Origin of the sequence: Morganella sp. BCCO 40_0007 (genome assembly GCF_032989665.1) — a bacterium.
Taxonomy (GTDB): Bacteria; Pseudomonadota; Gammaproteobacteria; order Enterobacterales; family Enterobacteriaceae; genus Morganella; species Morganella sibonii.
In genome coordinates this window covers 169050-186592 of sequence record NZ_JAVBIN010000011.1, presented here as the reverse complement: position 1 = coordinate 186592, position 17543 = coordinate 169050, and the positions used below count along the sequence as shown (strand labels likewise).

At 47.7% G+C, this 17543-nt stretch carries 12 protein-coding genes; 1 reads left to right on the top strand and 11 read right to left on the bottom strand.

What is annotated here, in order from left to right:
* Positions 1-220: 220 nt before the first annotated feature.
* The gene (locus tag R5268_RS14835; protein WP_317419673.1) at positions 221-3472 is read left to right on the top strand and encodes a hypothetical protein; all 3252 of its coding nucleotides are present in this window, start codon (positions 221-223) and stop codon (positions 3470-3472) included.
* Positions 3473-3817: 345 nt separating this feature from the next.
* Here the strand turns inward: R5268_RS14835 and R5268_RS14830 are convergent, their stop codons facing one another.
* From R5268_RS14830 to R5268_RS14780, 11 genes are all read right to left on the bottom strand, one after another.
* Positions 3818-3997 (bottom strand): isocitrate/isopropylmalate family dehydrogenase, encoded by a 180-nt coding sequence (locus R5268_RS14830; protein ID WP_181816635.1) that lies wholly within the window; start codon positions 3995-3997, stop codon positions 3818-3820.
* 239 nt (positions 3998-4236) lie between these two features.
* Entirely contained in the window at positions 4237-5499 is a 1263-nt protein-coding gene (umuC, locus tag R5268_RS14825; RefSeq protein WP_218454251.1) for a translesion error-prone DNA polymerase V subunit UmuC, read from the bottom strand.
* On the bottom strand, positions 5499-5915 hold the full coding sequence (gene umuD / locus R5268_RS14820; RefSeq protein ID WP_218454252.1) for a translesion error-prone DNA polymerase V autoproteolytic subunit: 417 nt from the start codon (positions 5913-5915) through the stop codon (positions 5499-5501). Before umuD ends, umuC begins: the two co-directional genes overlap by 1 nt.
* A 434-nt stretch (positions 5916-6349) precedes the next feature.
* Positions 6350-6562, bottom strand: coding sequence for a cold shock protein CspG (gene cspG / locus R5268_RS14815; protein ID WP_080199908.1), 213 nt, complete (start codon positions 6560-6562; stop codon positions 6350-6352).
* Positions 6563-7425: 863 nt separating this feature from the next.
* Entirely contained in the window at positions 7426-7668 is a 243-nt protein-coding gene (locus tag R5268_RS14810) for a hypothetical protein (protein WP_317419674.1), read from the bottom strand.
* A gap of 53 nt (positions 7669-7721) precedes the next feature.
* Positions 7722-11807 carry a DUF1983 domain-containing protein gene (locus tag R5268_RS14805; protein ID WP_317419675.1) on the bottom strand — a complete coding sequence of 1362 codons (4086 nt, stop codon included), beginning with the start codon at positions 11805-11807 and terminating at the stop codon, positions 7722-7724.
* Between the two features lie 33 nt (positions 11808-11840).
* Positions 11841-12443 carry a tail assembly protein gene (locus R5268_RS14800; RefSeq protein WP_049245947.1) on the bottom strand — a complete coding sequence of 201 codons (603 nt, stop codon included), beginning with the start codon at positions 12441-12443 and terminating at the stop codon, positions 11841-11843.
* Between the two features lie 32 nt (positions 12444-12475).
* A complete protein-coding gene (locus R5268_RS14795; protein ID WP_317419724.1) occupies positions 12476-13177 on the bottom strand; it encodes a C40 family peptidase in 702 nt (233 codons plus the stop codon).
* Between the two features lie 2 nt (positions 13178-13179).
* Positions 13180-13938 carry a phage minor tail protein L gene (locus R5268_RS14790; RefSeq protein ID WP_218426303.1) on the bottom strand — a complete coding sequence of 253 codons (759 nt, stop codon included), beginning with the start codon at positions 13936-13938 and terminating at the stop codon, positions 13180-13182.
* Positions 13935-14270 carry a phage tail protein gene (locus R5268_RS14785; protein ID WP_182090130.1) on the bottom strand — a complete coding sequence of 112 codons (336 nt, stop codon included), beginning with the start codon at positions 14268-14270 and terminating at the stop codon, positions 13935-13937. The genes R5268_RS14790 and R5268_RS14785 overlap by 4 nt, the downstream gene beginning before the upstream one ends.
* A complete protein-coding gene (locus tag R5268_RS14780) occupies positions 14267-17527 on the bottom strand; it encodes a phage tail tape measure protein (RefSeq protein ID WP_218426304.1) in 3261 nt (1086 codons plus the stop codon). Before R5268_RS14780 ends, R5268_RS14785 begins: the two co-directional genes overlap by 4 nt.
* Between the last annotated feature and the right edge of the window lie 16 nt (positions 17528-17543).

Here is a 17543-nt window from a genome sequence, read left to right as displayed (position 1 = left end):
ACCGGAAGAATACCGGTTATTAGCTGAAAATAACGAAATCTCAAAAAGTGTGTGGAACTGAAACGGGTGTGCTTACAGATGCAGTGGTATAGTGATTACATAGATAGCTTGTCTAGAAATAAACTTCCGCAATTTTTTCTTCAAAAAAAGCAGTATGAACCATAAATCTAGTTGATGCATACAAAGGTTTATTGTCGATAGCAAGAGGAGCGTCACAATCATGAATGTACAGAAAACCAAATTTTCATCTAAAGAATTTCTAAGGCGCCGTCGCCCTGAAAAGTTTTCTGATTCAACAATCAGAGAGACTGGTACTTTAGATAGAGTTGTACTGGAACACTTCCTCTCTACGCTAAATACAAGAAATCAAGAATTACAATTCGAGGATTTTGCAAAAAAAATATGTGAAAAAATAATTTGCCCTAATCTCCTTGAACAGACTGGTCCTGTAGCAGGGGGGGATGGTAAAACTGACACACAAACATACCCTGTTTCGGAACAGAATAAGCTTCTTTGGTTCGAAGGAGTTAATGAAGCATCAAATAAAGAACGTTGGGCCTTTGCGGTAAGTACACGTAAAGACTGGAAGAAAAAATGTCATGAAGATGTACTTAAGATAAAAGAAACAGAGCGTGGGTATACTAAAGTATTTTGCGTAACGAATCAATCTGCAAAGTCCAATATTCGTTCCGAGGTTGAGGATACACTAAAAACAAAAACTGGAATAGATGTCCGTATATTAGATATTAATTGGCTATTAGATCAAATTTACAAAAACCATTTTGAGCAATTGGTCATTGATTCATTGTCAGTTCCAACGCAATATAAAAGAGAAGTTGTTTTTGGAGAAAATGATTATAAGAAAAATAAAAAATATGAAGAATTAACCGAGTATATCAGAGAGAAAATAAGCCCTGCTGAAATTTCATATGAACAAGTGGATATATTTTTAGAAATTGCAGAGTTAAGCGCTGAACTTGAGAAACCACTAATTGAAACACAAGGCCTATTTGAAAGAGCTATAAAAATCTCAAAAAAATTCGGGACTAATCAACAATTGCTAGATGCGTATTATCAATACGCTTGGAAATCCCATTTTTGGATGGAAGATTTTAATCTCTTCGAAGAAAACCTTCAATTAGCGTATGAAAGTATAGCATCATCAACTAATTCCTCAAAATGGGAAAAAGTTTTAAATTTAGTAACCGTTCATAAAAGTTATATTAGACTTAACAACGCAATATCTACAATCGACATTGAGAATATTGAACGTAACATGCTCGCCAAACTAGATGAGATAGCTGACGATGATTCACGTCCCAGTAATGCGCTCACAGCGAGAACTCACAAAGCCATTTATAAACTCACAACGTTTTCAGATGTAGAAGATGCTTCGGTTGTATTTGAAGAGTTACATGAAATTTTTAAAAATAGTGGGAATTTAATAGGCTATCCGTTTGAGAAAAACTTCCAACTTTTGAACGAATTAGATGACATTTTTTTCGATGTAGATGCATATGAAAATTTATTAGACTATATGGCTGAGCAATCTGCTGTTAGAGGTGGTGAAGTTAAAGGGGCATTATTAAATCTGCGAAGAGGTATAAAGAGGCTTCAAAATGGTCACCCTTATCAGGCAATCAAGTATTTAGGAAAATCTTTTATTCCACTCTATAAAGAGGAATCACGAGATAAATTTATATTAGCATTAAAAGCTATTGCTTATGCTTACGAATCCATTGGATTGCTATGGAGTTCACGTTCATGCTTGCTTCTATCCGCTTCTTTGATTACAGATAACTTCTGGAAGTATGATGAAATATCTTTAAAGCAGGCTGAAATTTATTATAATTTATGTCTAACAGAAATAAAACTAGGGAAATTAGCACATGCTCTTTTATGGTATGAACTGTTTTTAATAATTAACGACAATATCAGTGATAGCTCGTTCGGCGATAAAGAAAATCAGCAAGTCGATTTTTACATAAGTCAACTCATTTTGAACACTGACCTAAAGGGAATAAATCGACAGAGTAATATCCCCGATGAACTCGATAGATTAGGCCTTTTTGTATCATCGGGATGTCTTAAATATGCTTTAGGTTATATTGAAGATTTTGAACGTGAGTACGAAGTTACTGCCGATAAAGATCATAATGATTTCTTGCAAAAAATACGTGACTTTGATACAGGATTTAATAGTAAGGGCATAAAAGATAACCATGACAAACGAGGAGTACATACATCTTTTATTTTTGGATGCACTATAGAAATTAACTTTCCGAATCGGTCACCATTTATAGAGTTTTCAACTAATGTCTTATCACTTTTAGAGGGTGCTTTTGCAACCTGTACGATTGACAACATCTATCTTAAAGAAGCATTTTTAATTATTGAAGTAATAGCAGATGACGATGATGACTTATCCTTATCACATGAAATAAATAGCAATAGTGGAAAACTAAATCTTACAATAAATTGCGCTGGTTTTGATGTAAGTGATTTTAGAATCGAGGCACAACAAAAAATCACTAATGAATTCAAGGAATTAGTGTTTGACCTTCTCCCTGAGTTATTTTTTATTAAAAATACAGAATACATTGAAAAAATGATCTTCGAAGATGCTGCATTCGACAGAGCAATTAGTTTTGGTGCCTGTATCAAATCTATTGAAAATATTCTTGGTAATGATATTGATCAACAAATTAAGAAAATTTATTCCACCAATTCTGAAAAGAAAACTTACCCTCTTTTAAGAGATAAATCCTGGGATAGTGAATTTTCGAAAGTGTTGGAGATCGAGGATATAAAAGCTCCAACACATGGTAAAGGAAGAATGCCTGAAGAGGAACTTAATTTCGAAAATATAACACATAAAGATTATTCCATACAAAGTCTAATCAAACCTCGTCTATGGGATAGAACACGCTGGCAAGGAGTAGGCTTCGCTCAATTAAAATCGTGTTATCCAGGATTATATCTATTATTTAAACACCCCGATATAGGTGAGGATATTTTTAAAGATCTTATATCATCAGTAGGCTTGGTAGATAGTAAAGCCAGATTACGGGTTTGTATTGTCAAGGGCATCTCAGTTAAAAACCCAACTCATTATAGAGTACTAATATCTGAAAATATGATGACAACTCCATTAACTAAAAGAATGACAATGATCAGTAGAATTAATACGATGACTCCTGATAGCAATGTCAATCTAGAAAGATTTCTTACTGCGTATCAGACCTGTGGAAAATTCTATCTTGGATGTGATGCGATGTTAAAAAATATTGTTCCTGAGCATCCACAAAGAGATAGTTTAGGGATAGAAATGAGTACGTTAGATGTTAGGTGGGCTTGGGAAATTGGGTTAAATGATGTTGATTGTATTGGGGTTAATTTAAAAGAAGATGACCCCTATATTCCTAATGATGTAGCTGAGATCCCATTATTGCAATTGATAAACAGTAAATAAAATGTTTGCCAAGAATACCGCCTCTTAAGGGGGCGGATTCTAAACAAATCTTTAGCCTCTTCACTAATACTATTAGTGTTATTGCTTTCACAATAAATTGCTGACCTACTCCCCATTGCTTAACAAGCATCGAAGTAAGTATACATTCTGAACTTCCGCTTTTCGCTCAAAGCAGCCCCGCTTGCTTATAACCCCACTCAGCTAAATCTTAAACACACCCAAAACCGTACAAATTTTGTACCGTTTTGGGGAAGAGTTTTGGGGACGTTTTGGGGAAGATTTTCAGTGGTAAAAAAAAGAACGGGAACTAATAAGTTCCCGTTAACTATTTCACTGTAAACTTAATTACATGTGTTTGATGATTGCGTCACCAAACTCTGAGCATTTCAGGAGCTTAGCGCCTTCCATCAGACGCTCGAAATCGTAAGTGACGGTCTTGGCAGCGATTGCCCCTTCCATTCCTTTAACGATTAAGTCAGCAGCCTCAAACCAGCCCATGTGGCGCAGCAGTAGATTGAAACCCAACATATAACCCCATGATTAATATAACTAAAAGGCACTAAAGCCATACTTATATACGGGTAAAACTCGTTTTTTCAACCTATTGATTGCTTTGAGTTTTGTTTTAGTTTTGATAACCAGTACTTCAACCAAAATACTACACTGCTCTATCTGTGATTTGACTCAATACGTTTATTCAATGCAGAGCCACGGTTTAAACAGCTTGCACTGTTGCAACAACCCTTTGCCCCGCTTATGCGCCATTAACTTTTCACCACCGGCAGCTGACTGAAATTTGTCGTGTATGCCGGTGACAGCATTTCGCGCTTCATCTTGTACCCACTGTCACTGCCTTTACCGGCAAACCACACACGGCCCAGCCCACTATTGTTTATTGTGTCGATGGTCTTCATCAGCTCGTCGCTGTTTTTGAATGGCTGCCGGGTAGCGAACATATCGAACTGTGTCACAACTGAATCAGTGAAGTCTGACAGAATGATACCGGCCTTATAATACCGGTACCCATCACACCAGATGCCATCCAGTGCTCTCATGGCAGCATTAATGATGTCCCGCGTGTCGCAGCTGGGATACTCGAGTGAGATGTTTACACTATTCGCATAGCCCAGCCCGTTCGCGTGTCTGCTGGTCTGCACAAACAGCCCGATCATCCGGCAGCGTTGTTTTTCTTCCCGGAGTTTTTCAGCTGACCGTTCAGCATATTCACATACGGCCTTTCTCATGGTGACAATGTCCGTCACTTTGGTACCGAACGACCGGGAGCAGAGGATCTGCTGTTTCACCTTTCTGACTTCTTCCAGCTCGATACAAGGTTCTCCGTTCAGCTCCCGCAGCGTGCGCTCGGTAATAACACCAAAAGTTTTACGGATAGTCGCCGGTGCAGCATTCGCCAAATCTGATGCCGTGCTAATCCCCATTGTGTTCAGCCTGGCCGATATGCGCCGACCAATGCCCCACACTTCACTGACCGGTATCAATGCCAGTAATTTACGCTGGCGCAGAGGATCAGAAAGGTCGACCACTCCGCCGGTTTTTTTCCATATTTTTGCTGCATGGTTGGCAAGTTTTGCGAGTGTCTTTGTCGGTGCAATCCCAACGCCGACCGGAAGGTGTGTTTTCTGCAGAATAGCAGCCTGTATCTCACGACCATAATCTTCCAGTCTGAATGTCCTGGTCATGCCGGTAAAATCGAGAAAGGCTTCGTCGATAGAATAGATTTCTGTGGCGGGTGCAAAGGATGAGAGCAATGTCATCACACGGCTGCTCATATCGCCGTATAACGCGTAATTTGAACTGAATACGGCCACATTATTTCTGCGGCAAAAATCTCGGCACTCATAATACAGCGCCCCCATTTTGATGCCGAGGGCTTTTGCCTCTGCTGAACGGGCAATCACGCAGCCATCGTTATTACTCAGGACGATAACCGGCTTACCTGTCAGGTCTGGCCGGAATACTCTTTCACAGCTGGCGTAAAAGCTGTTTACATCCACCAGCGCAAACATTACCGCGCCCGGTGGATGATGTAGGTGACCACACCGAAGATCTGCAAATCCTGCTCACTGCTGATTGCGATAGGCTGATAATCCGGATTCATCGGGATCAGCATAGGCACCGGAGACAGCTGCAATTTTTTGACAGTAAACTCACCTTCAAAACTGGCAATCACTATATCGCCTTCAGCGGCGGTTACCGCGCTGTCCACGATAACCACATCGCCATCAAAGATATTTGCATCTATCATCGAACTACCTTCAACCCTGAGCAGGTAGGTGCTTTCAGGATGCCGGATCAGCTCACTGTTCAGGTTTATGCGGTCCTCGATATAGTCCGCCGCCGGTGACGGGAACCCAGCTGGAACATGCTCCAGGAACAGAGGCAATGTCAAAATTGTATCATCGTTGATCTTGACAAGTTTCATACTCAAAACCGATTAACTGTACGTATATACAGTTAATGATAGAGAAGTTTGGCTGTCTCATCAATCTGATTTTTACTAATATCGTGCGTCACATGCATTACCCGTTGAAATCAAATCCGGTAGTCAGCTATGAGCGAAGAACAGACATCCTTGACCAGTGAATCATGAATATGATTATCTATAAAGGACTTAGGGAGGAATGGTGTTGGGTTGGAAATTACTAATCGGCTTTCTTTTTGTCACCATCATTGGATTTGCACTATTTGGTTTCATTTTTTCACTCCAGCAACAGCAGTAAAATGATCGTCACCCTTGTCATTGCATGCCATCCATGAAACACAAAACCCCGCCGAGGCGGGGTTTTGTCACGTTCACTTATCTGCTCAGGCCAGTGCCGTCATCGCTGTCGTAAGTGTCTGTGTCGTTATCGGCAATTAAAGCGCGACAACATTTCCGGCAGCCGGACCTTTGGCACCATTCTCAATCGAGAACTCAACCTTCTGGCCTTCGTCGAGCGTTTTGTAATCGTTGCTCTGAATGGCAGAGAAATGAACAAAAACATCCTTGCTGCCGTCAGTTGGCGTAATGAAGCCGAAACCTTTGTCAGAGTTAAACCATTTTACTAAACCAGTCATTTTATTCGACATAGATACTTCCTTTAATTTTCTTGAGCCACACGTTGTGGCGAACATGGCCTGCTTGCAGATAAGGACTTATTGGGCACTTAGGAGGAGGCTCATGCAGAAGAGTATCTAAGGATAACGCTTGAAATGAGGACTGCTTTACTAAAACTGCTTTCATAAGGTCTGTATACCAAACCGATGGCTCATATTGGACTCATATGAGTTGATAAGCAAGATTAATTTTGTCAGTAATCTGTTAGGAAAATTTACAATTCAACGGGGTTAGTAATCTTAAAAGCCCTGACCATTGTAGCCAGGGCTTTTAAGGTACTACAGACTTCAGATTTAACATTAATAGACTTAATAAAGTGATACAGCTATTTATACTACTTTCAAATGTACCCGTTCACTACAGATAATATTGGGCATTAATACTAAAAAGCCTCCCTCTATTTATTCCGTTATACACTGCCTGCGCTTTCAAAACCTAAGCGTGGCAACTAAAACAAGCACATCACCCATCGCGACATATACTCTTTGATGCGTTACCCGTTGCTGATACGGTTACTATCAAAAAACGAAACCATCAGCATCAACTAAAAAAACAAGGCATTACATCATCGCGCTAACAGTACCATTTTGCGAACCAGCACAATCACTACGCGGCCTGAAGGCGAACTACATCCCAAAAAACAAACTTCGTGGCCTATAAAGCAAAATGGCTTAACCCAGTACTTCTTTCTATTCACTAACTTACTAATCACTTTCATTGTGCTGTTGAGTACTAATTTACTGATTTGAGATTTTAGGTCAATACTGTTTTTTAAAACATGTTTTTATTAACAGCGATAGTGACTATGCAGCATCCCGCTACTCATTGTACCGAGCTAATACATGCAAAGATTGCCGCGCCATACATCCCCCAGCGCGGCTTTGTTGTATTCCCCTGAATCTCCGGCCTGATCTGCTGCTTCCTGCTCCTCTCGCTCTGCATATTCATGCTCCATCTGTTCGGCCAGTTCACGCTGTTTCACATTCCATACAGAGTCCTGCGGCATTTCCATACGCACATCGAGTCGGGTGGATTCCGGCGGATCACATAGCGCAACATCCTGACAGAATACAGTCACAGACCACGCCGGTAACCACCGGCGCAGTTTACCATGAGCTTTCTCCGTCCCCGCTATCTGAATGATGCGGAACTGCGTTTGAAGGCCATCACAACCCCTTCCCTCAGAACCACATGTGCCCTGCCTTTATGCCTGACCCCCACTTCAATTTCTATTTTCACATTCTTTCGTCCACGAGGAATAACCGCATGAGCTGATCCCATAACACTCAGTCCTGACCACTGAGAAGTTGCCTGCTGACCAACGCCATCCACACGTATACTGAATCGCAGTTCTCCCGATACCGGACGCGGATTGCCGAAATTATCTTCAATAATGGCAGTTATCGAAGGAAGTACTAACGTCATATCATAAAGCATTCCCCCTGCGTAAGTAATTACAGACGTTGCCGTAGTCCAGCCTCCCCCGCCACCATGTGTATTTTGTGCGGATGCCTGCGGGTACGAAGCGGCAACCGCAACATCCCCGACCAGTCTCTCCGCATATATCGTCCCCGTAAAACGACCGTCCACACCGTCCAGGGTCCCTCTGAACACTCCATTGTTAAATTCTGCATTTCCGGTCTGCGCATTCAGAAAATACCCGTTCCGGCCTGTTTCATAATTCACTGATCTGATGTGGTTACCGACCAGTAACTTATCAATCGTTGCCTGGCTGATTAGCGCATCGTTAAAAAATGCCTGCCCGTTCTGAATGACAAAAGGGGTTACTACTTTCCCGTTCAGTGACGATATCACTGCAAAGTTTTGAGCATTAACAAGAAACTGACTGTTCCCCTGAGCATTAAATCCCAGTCCGATACCTGTAATGACCTTATTCCCTTTGCTGTCCAGCTGGACTTTCATTGTCCACGATGCAGAAATCCTGCCGTTTAAGTCAGTAAGAACCTTTGACGTTTGTTCAATTTTTGCCGAATCCGCCCCGACCTGACTTTCCAGACGTGTCACCTGCTGAGCAGTTGATGTGACCCTTCCTGAAACCTCTGTCACACTAGTTTCAAGCCGGTTCACCGCATTTGCTGTGGCATTAAACCGCTGTTCACCGGACACCGGTATTTCACCGGCGACAAAACCTTTTGGTGTAACAGATTGCCCGTTACCTGTGTAAGTATCAGTGACAATCCGGTGACTGACACTTTTATGCCTGGTCAGCTGATATTTTGCGCCTCCGCGTAAATACACATATTCCACTGAGCTGTGAGTCAACTGCGCAGGGCCCATGACAGGAGACTGATTTGTCCATCGCCAGTCAACATTATCAATAATACGGTTTTCAGACTGAGTCCCCCATCCTGAACCGCTCACCTGCCACTCAACAATCATGGCAAACCCCCCGGAGCCGTGAGTTGCATAACCGGGTTTGTTATCTCCGTATTGCCCCAGCGTACGAAATACCCTGAAGTAATAGCGGCGGGAGGTCGTCAGAGGGAGAATAACCGGGTAATACGTATTTTCACTTAATGCTGACAGATCCAGATCAACAACAACTGACTCTGTTAAATCAGCCTTTACTTTGTCCAGTTTACCGGACAACGCCTGTACCTGAGAAGTTGCCTCAGTCACCTCCCCGCCAATATCCGACATACGCTCGTCCAGAGCACTGACCACACTGCTGTCAGCTTTACTGTTGATTTCGGTCAGCAGGTCCTGTGCTAATTGGTCATGGCCTATCTTCCCTGACAAATCAGCCAGTATTTCTCCTGCATCAAATTCAGAGATCCCCCTGACATAATCGGTCCATGCTGAATAATTACCACTTTTGTCCACCAGCCGGGCGCGGAAATAAAACGCGGTACCGGCAGCCAGACCGGCCAGCTCATGAGAGCGGGACGGGTACGGCACATCGGCCAGCAGTAACAGATTCTGCCCGTCGTTGGTTTTGCTGTACTGAATTTCAGTTTTCAGGGTATCTTCCGTGAATTTCCCGAACTCCCAGTTCAGTTTGATCCCAAATACCAGCGTGCTCGCGCGAAAGTTCAGCGGCACCGGCGGGTCACCAACTTTACCGGTCAGTCTGGTTTCCTCTGAATACCCCCAGCCACTGGAGATTTCGGCCGCATTAATCGCCCTGACCCGCACCAGATAGCGTCCGGAATAAACCCCGGGCACGTCAAATGAGGTGGTGGCATTACGCGGTACGTTGATCCAGTTGCCGTCATCGCGCCGCCACTGTGCCTCATAGGCAATAGCGTTCTCTGCAGGTAACCAGGTTACCTGCATGGTTTCAATGCTGATCCCCTGATTCACGACAGAATAAGAGTTAATGGTGATATCTTTCGGCGGGAACTGGTTGCCGGGCGGAATAACACTGATTGGACGCTCATCGAGTACCGCGCCGGTATCTATCCGGTCGTATTTGTCCGGATCATGCATCGCTGCAGATATCGTGAATGTGCCATCGTCATTTTCGGTCACACTCACCACCCGGTACTGCTGGGCGTACAGCTCATCTGACTCCGTCACCCAGACACATTCCGGTTCCGGCGTTTCGCTGTATTCCGTGGTAACAGTTATCACGTTATCTGTGACCATCTCGATGGTGCGGGCCTGTGATTTACCGGACGGCAGGTTCAGCATCAGCCGGTCACCCGGCGCGGCATCCGGTTTGCGGTCGAGGGTGATACTCCGGCCATTCACCGCACTGACGCGGCCGCCGGTCACTTTCCCGGACAGGTTTTCATCCGCCACCGCAATGATGTAGCCCGGCTGCGGGATATTACCGTCCAGCCCCACACCGAATGTCACCACGCGGTCTTTGTTGTTGGTAAGGATGCCCCAGCGGCCTTTGCGGTTGGCCTCTGACTGCCGGGTACAACCGATCGCTGTCATTTCCAGCTGATTAAAGCCGAACCGGTAAACCAGCTCATTTTCAAACACCGGCTCCATCGCATCAGCATAGCCGTTCAGCGGATCTGAGTACGATACCAGCGCGGAGGAATAGCGGGCCTTACTGCTGCTGCCGGAATAGGTGAAACGACCGTCCAGCACATTGGCTTTGGTGTAACTGTAATCAATGTCACGCGGCATATCCGCCAGGGTGATAATCTGATTGCCGCCCCAGTAGGTCATACCCCGGAAGATAGCTGCAAAGTCACGCAACACGGTATAGGCTTCATTGCGATCCTGCACATACACATCACAGATATAGCGCGGCTCAGTACCGCTGCCACCTTTGCCGTCCGGTACCGGCTGGTCACAATACTGCGCAACCCGGTACAACTCCCATTTATCGATATTCTGCATTTTGATGCGGTCGCCGAGGCCGAAGCGATCAGAAACCACAATATCGTAAAATATCCAGGCGGGGTTATTGGTCCATGCCCATTTAAACGAACCGTCCCAGGTACCGGAATACGTCCGGTGCTCCGGGTCATAGTTTGACGGTACACGGATGATCCGCATCTTCGGCTCGCAGGTGACCTGCGGGATGGAGCCGTTAAACTGTTTTGAGTCAAACTCAATATACAGCAGCGCGGTATGCGGATAGGTCAGTTTGGCATCAATCACCTCGGTGTAACTCTGCAGCACCATGGTGTCACCAATTTTTGCGCTGTTGGCATCTGCCGTGATTTTACGCACACGCAGTGTCCAGGATGTGGCCGACTGCGGCAGATCAATGCGGTGGGTACGCTCATAACCGGAAGTTGTTTTGCCCTTTACACGTCCGTCCACAACGGTTTTCCAGCTCCCGCCGTCAGTCTGTAAATCAATGGCGTATGCCACCTCGTTACCGACCATATCCCCGTTATCCTCCTGGCGGAACAGGGACGGCCATTTCAGGCGGACGCGGACAGCAGACAACTGCGGGTTGGTGAATGCGTGTGCCCACGGCGTGCTGCTCTGCACGGTGGTACCAACGGTGATTTCATTCTCCGCCGCAGGCATCCCCTGTATATAGGTTTGTGCCTGGGTGCCGGGACGGTATTCCCACACTACGCCGGGAAAGTTTTCCGACCCGTCAGCATTCAGCAGCGGCGTACCGTCCAGAAAAATAGTCTTCCCGGTCAGTTCACCGGCAAATTCACCTTCCCCGAGAGCGATCAGCAATTTAGCTTTGGCAACGGACTGTAAATCATCCGGTTGTTCGACGGGCGTGCGCGGGCTGCCACCGCCACCTTTGCGGCCTGTGATTTGTGTCATTGTGGATTTCCTGCTGAATAACTGAAGGGAAAGTTACTGCTGATCTTCGACGTAAATTCCGGCTGAGATAACCGCGCCGCCTATGCGGCGCTTACCATAACCGATCGGTACCGGATAGCCCTGAGAAACGGTGTTCACCGGCGCACCGAATGCATATGATGGCTTATTTTCGCCCTGGTCTTTCATGGCAAGTCCGCCCGGCTGCGGGGACAACATCTGGATTATACCGCCCAGCATCATGGATACGCCGGTCATGGCCAGCCCGGTATGCATCGCTCCCCATGCCGCCACTGACGCACCGCCTGTCCAGAACGCAGCAGCCACCATCACCGCGCCGAAAATAACCTGCAGCAATCCCCCGCGTTTGCTGCCGATCACAACAGGCACAATCCGGATAACATCATCCGTCACCGGAAAAACGAGGTCATCCACCCCGATATTTTTTTTACCTCGAAATACCGCATACGTTAAGCCGCGGGATTTACTGGTATTCAGATAGCGTTCAAACCCGGGAATTGTGCAGCATAAAGCACGGACCGCTTCGGAGGTTGTGCTGACCAGGCGCTGATGTATTTTGCCAAAGGTTTTACCCAGCACACCGCCGAGTACAATTTTCACCATAATTTCCTGTGACATATTTCACCCGTAAAAAAAGCCGCCGGAGCGGGTCATATCAGTTGCTCATGACGCAGTACCATCACTGTACGGTCACGCCAGTAACCACCATACGGCACCCGCTGACTCAGGTGACCGTATAAGTGATGCAGAAGCATGTTGTCAGGCAATAAAATACCGGCATGATTGGCAACCGGTGCCTGTACCTGCATCACGATGACATTACCGGGTTGCGGGTCGTCAACCTGAATAAATCCCGCTTCCCGCCAGTTATCGGCGTAACGGTTCTCACCCTGCTCCCACCAGGGGTAATCCCCCCGGTAATCCGGCAGTTCAATGCCACGTTCCTGCCGGAACCAGCTCATGACCAGCCCCCAGCAGTCGGTAAACCCGAGCACAAACGGCCGACCGAGTAATGGCAGCTCACCGCGTGGCTGAACAGTCCGCAGATCCCCCTCCGGCCAGCTGACGATATACCACGGCACACCGAGAGCATCACAGTGTGCTTTATCAAGTTCTGACGGCCGAGTGGTAGCATCCGGGTGACTGTGCACAATACCGGTCACCGTACCCCAATCCTCAGCAGCCGCGTAATCCTCCGGCGATAATACAAAATGCTCTTCCGGCGTAGCCGCGATATTGCGGCAGGGAAAGTATTTCACCACACGGGATTTTTGCGCTATTACTCCGCAGCACTCGCGGGGATATTCACATTCTGCGTGTGCAAAAATAGCTGCCTGAATGTTTTTACGCATCATTATTTCCTCAGTAATGAGGTTCCCGGAAAGCCGCCGAACGGGATCGGATTATTTTTCCCGAAACGGGGAAAGCAACCGGTATTCAGCATGCCGCTGCACTGATCCTGTGCCGGGTCATCCACGCGGTTGCCGTATTTGTCAAAATACCCGTTCTGCCCGGCATAATCACAGCCGTCACCGGATTTGTATTTGCCGCGTATGCACCAGGTACACATTGCATGCAGTTGCCGCGTCGGGATCAGCACCCCCTGCAAATCCATCGGGCTGGCTAATTCAAACCCGATAACTTCGTTAGTTTCTGAGGATTTGCTGTCGATATAAAAGACCGAGACTTTTTCCTGGGTAGGATCTGCCGCCGGGTTGCCATCCGGAAAATTCGCCGCATCCAGATAGTGTGCCAGGGTGTCGTGTATCGTGACTTTCGCTTTCAGCATGTCATCGTATGCCAGACACAGCGCGGTGATTGAACCGTCGAGGTTTGCCACCGATAACTTCGGCTGTGCGCCGGATCCGGTGGTGGATGCCTCTATCCCTTCAATCTGCGCAGGCCAGGCCCGATACTCCTCTCCCTGCCACCAGATGGATTTCGCCGGTAATTTTTCCGGATCACCACCGGCGGCTGTAATTTCTGCCTCTGTATGTGGGATGTTGTATGCATGGAACCGCAAAATATCCGGCGCACCGAATGCGGTACCGTCAACCTCAAAAAGCCGGACGGCATTACCCGGTTCCAGCTTCTGGTAGTCATTTGTGATCATGGTTTAAATGCCTGGGTAAAAGTGAGAGAAAGTGAATAGTTGTCACCGCCGAGCGGGGTGAGCTTATGCTCGTCGCACCGGTACAGACCGACCGGCTCAAGCGGGGGTTTCCACTGAAAAGCCTTTATGCCGCCGTGACGGTCGATAAACTGACGGATAGCCGCGATATACTCCCCGCGACCGGTAAATTCCAGTGACCACTTCTGGCTGCGGGCGTTAATACCGTCACCGGACACCTGCTCATAACCATCACCGAACTTCACCCTGCGGGTTTTATAGGTGATGTCCTCCGTGGGATTAACACGGGGACACCAGGTGAAAATTTCAATCATTGACGGCCCCCTTTCGCAACCGACCAGATGGCACCGCCGGGCCGCAGGTCTGTATTAATCAGCGCCCGGTAACGCTGGTCTACATACTGCCCAATCTCCCGGCCAAACTGTTCATAACCAGCTGACGACTGCGTCTGGCTGCTGCCGTTACTGTCAATGGTAATAAACACCTGTGGTGCTGCAGAACCGGTATTCTGATTTCTGCCGATCGCCCGGACACCGAGAGAGCCATCCGCCGCCCGTGTTAACGGCATAATCGCTTCCGGTCCAGCCTCACCCATCAGCCCGGCACCTTTGGCAAACGCAAAATAAGTCGGTGTGCTGACTATCTGATTACTGTACGCACTCAGGCCCGGGGAGTTATAAACTCCGCCTTTGGCATTTGCCGCGGCACCTCCCAGGAAGTTACCGACAGCACCAATCCAGCCACCGGCATCTGACATGGATTTCAGGCTGTTCACGATGGCAGCGTTGACCAGTATTTTCTGGATGGATTTAAGGACATCTATTGACCAGTCGCGCCAGCTGGCTTTATTTCCGTTCAGCATGTCAGTGATGTTATTCACCATACCGCCCATGGCGCTCTGCACTGCTGATGCGGTTTGCTCCGCATAATCTCCGGCCTCAGCAACCCAGTCTTCCATCCCCCGGGTAACCCCGCTGGTCCAGTCAGACTGAACCTCCTTTATTTTCTGATATTTCAGGTTGAGCGCATCAATCTCCCGGTTATAAGCTTCGGTCGCACTTTTTCCCTGATCAGATTTGGCATAAACACGATCAATCTGCTGACGCTCATCGTAAAGACTGCGCCGGTTTCCGCCCATTCCCCGGGTTTTATCAATTTGCTCCGCTTCGTCACTGAATTTCCGGGCTCCGTCACGCATCGCTTTCAGCGCATCATCCATTTCACGCTGCTTTCTGACCGCCTCATCGGCCTTTTGTGTCCACTCCGCCAGGGCAACAGAGGATGCGCGGATCGCTTTTCGCTGCTCATCCGTCCATTTGGTACCGGCCTCATGCGCAGCCGCATACAGCTCCGCGGCCTTCTCTCCCTGCGAGGCTCTGACTTTCTGAACCTCCGTGGCCACACTCAGATCCGCCATTTTACGGGCATACTGCTCCGCCTGACGTTCCGCTTCTTTCTGCTCTTTATTGAAAGCACTCTGAGCACTTTTACCCGCTTTCAGTTCCTTACTCAGCTTTTCCTGATTCCGGTAGGCTGCCACCTGATTATCAATATACTTCTGCCGGTTATCGGCAAATTCAGGTTTATTCAGCAGACCGATATCATCTGCGGCAAACTCAGCCTGCCGGATAACACGGGCTTCCCCGGTCAGTGCGGACAGTTCTTTGTCCCGCTCTGATTTTTGAATGAAATCCTGCTGTTTTTCGCTGAGAGGCGCTGCCGGGATACGCATCGGGCTGTTAACCAGAGCCAGGCGGTTAGTCAGGATCTGATTTCCGGCAGACATTATCCGGTTAAATTCGCTATGCTCCGCATTCACCATCAGTAATGAATGACGCATATTATTCTGGGCAGCAGACTGCTGACGAATAAGAAAATCACGCTGACTTTCGACCGCCTTCAGTGCTGACTGAATCTCTTCCGATTTTTTGCTCAGCTCATTGAGCCTGCTCTGTTCAACAGAAAGTTCACCCTGCGCAGCCGCCAGGGATTTAACCGCATCCTCCTGACTGATCAGATGATTAATCAGATAGCCGTTGATGCTGGGGCCGGGTGAGGCCAGCATCTGCTGATATCCTGCTATCGCTGATTTTAATCTCTCGACTTTCTGACGCTGCTCATCAACCAGTTTATTTTGCACCGCCAGCGATTCTTTGGTTTTACCAGAGTTATCAGCGGTTTCCGGCAGCGTCATTTTATTAAGATTGGCACGAACCTGGTCAATGGTGGCGGCGTATTCAAGTGCGGACTGTCTTGCCTGTTCCTGCTTCTGGTACATGGTGTACCAGGCACCGGCACCCAGCATCACCAGCCCCGGAATACCACCGACCAGCCCCAGCGCACCACCAAGAAGACGTGAACCGACAGATGTGACGTTATTCAGGTTGTTTTGTGCGATATTGCGGGCGTTAATATTGCGTGTAACGGATGCCTGTACAGCGGCAAGCCGCTTTTCTGCGCCTGCCTGCGCATCGGTTCCGCGTGCAGCTGCCAGTGATTTTTGTGCCCGGTACTCTGCCGCACGCGCTCTGGCAACCGCAATTTGTGTCCCGCGCAGCTGGGCCTGCGCAAGAGCGACCTCGCCTTTTGCGGCACTGACCACCCCGGAGGATGCTTTAACCACGCTGGCGGTCAGTCCACCGAAATACCGTGCCAGGCCAACCCCGACCAGTGCCCCTGCAACAGTGGCGATGGTATCTATATTTCCTGCAATACCATTCAGTGCCCCGGTCAGTGTGCTGGTTGCACCAGATGCCTCATTAGCCCCGCCCACCCACGCCATAAAGGCGTTTTCCACCTTTTGCGAAGCCATACTGACGGTCTGCGGTAACTGCTCAAATTCTTTTCTGAGTTGCTCCGTATTTGTCAGGATCGGGACGATTTTATCCGTGGTCAGCTGCCCGCTCTGCGCCATATCGCGCAGCCCGCCGATGGTGGTCCCCATCCCGTCAGCCAGCAGTTTTGCCAGCCGTCCGCCGTTCTCCATCACCGCGTTAAATTCTTCACCGCGCAGAACACCGGAAGCCAGTGCCTGACTGAGTTGAGTAATAACAGAGCTGGCTTCTTCGGTGCTTGCACCGGACAGCTTCAGTGAAGTTGCGATGGTTTCAGTGACTTTTGCCACATCCCCCGAGGCATAACCCGCATCACGCATCGACTGTGCAATACGGGCATACAGGTTGGTATTTGCCGCCAGTGACGTGCCGGTACGCTGGCTCAGTGACATCAGTTCCTGCTGAGCACGGCTGAAATCCTCCGCAGACACAGAGGCCAGTTTCAGACGGCCGCTTAACTGACTCCAGGTATCGGCATAACTGATAAGCTGCTGCGTGGCAAAAGCACCGGCCATGCCCCCCATTACACCGGTTACCGTGGATTTTATTGATGACAGTTCATTATTCAGTTCACTGATTGCCCGTTTCGTTTCGCGTGATGCCGATGCTGCTTTGCGTCCGCCCTGCTCCAGCGTCCGGTAATAGTTCTCCCCCATCCGTGAAGCGCGCGCTATTTCAGACTGAAACGAGGAGGAATTTGCCGATATTTTAATAATAAGCTCACGAAGCTTTGCCATTACGTCCTCTGCTATG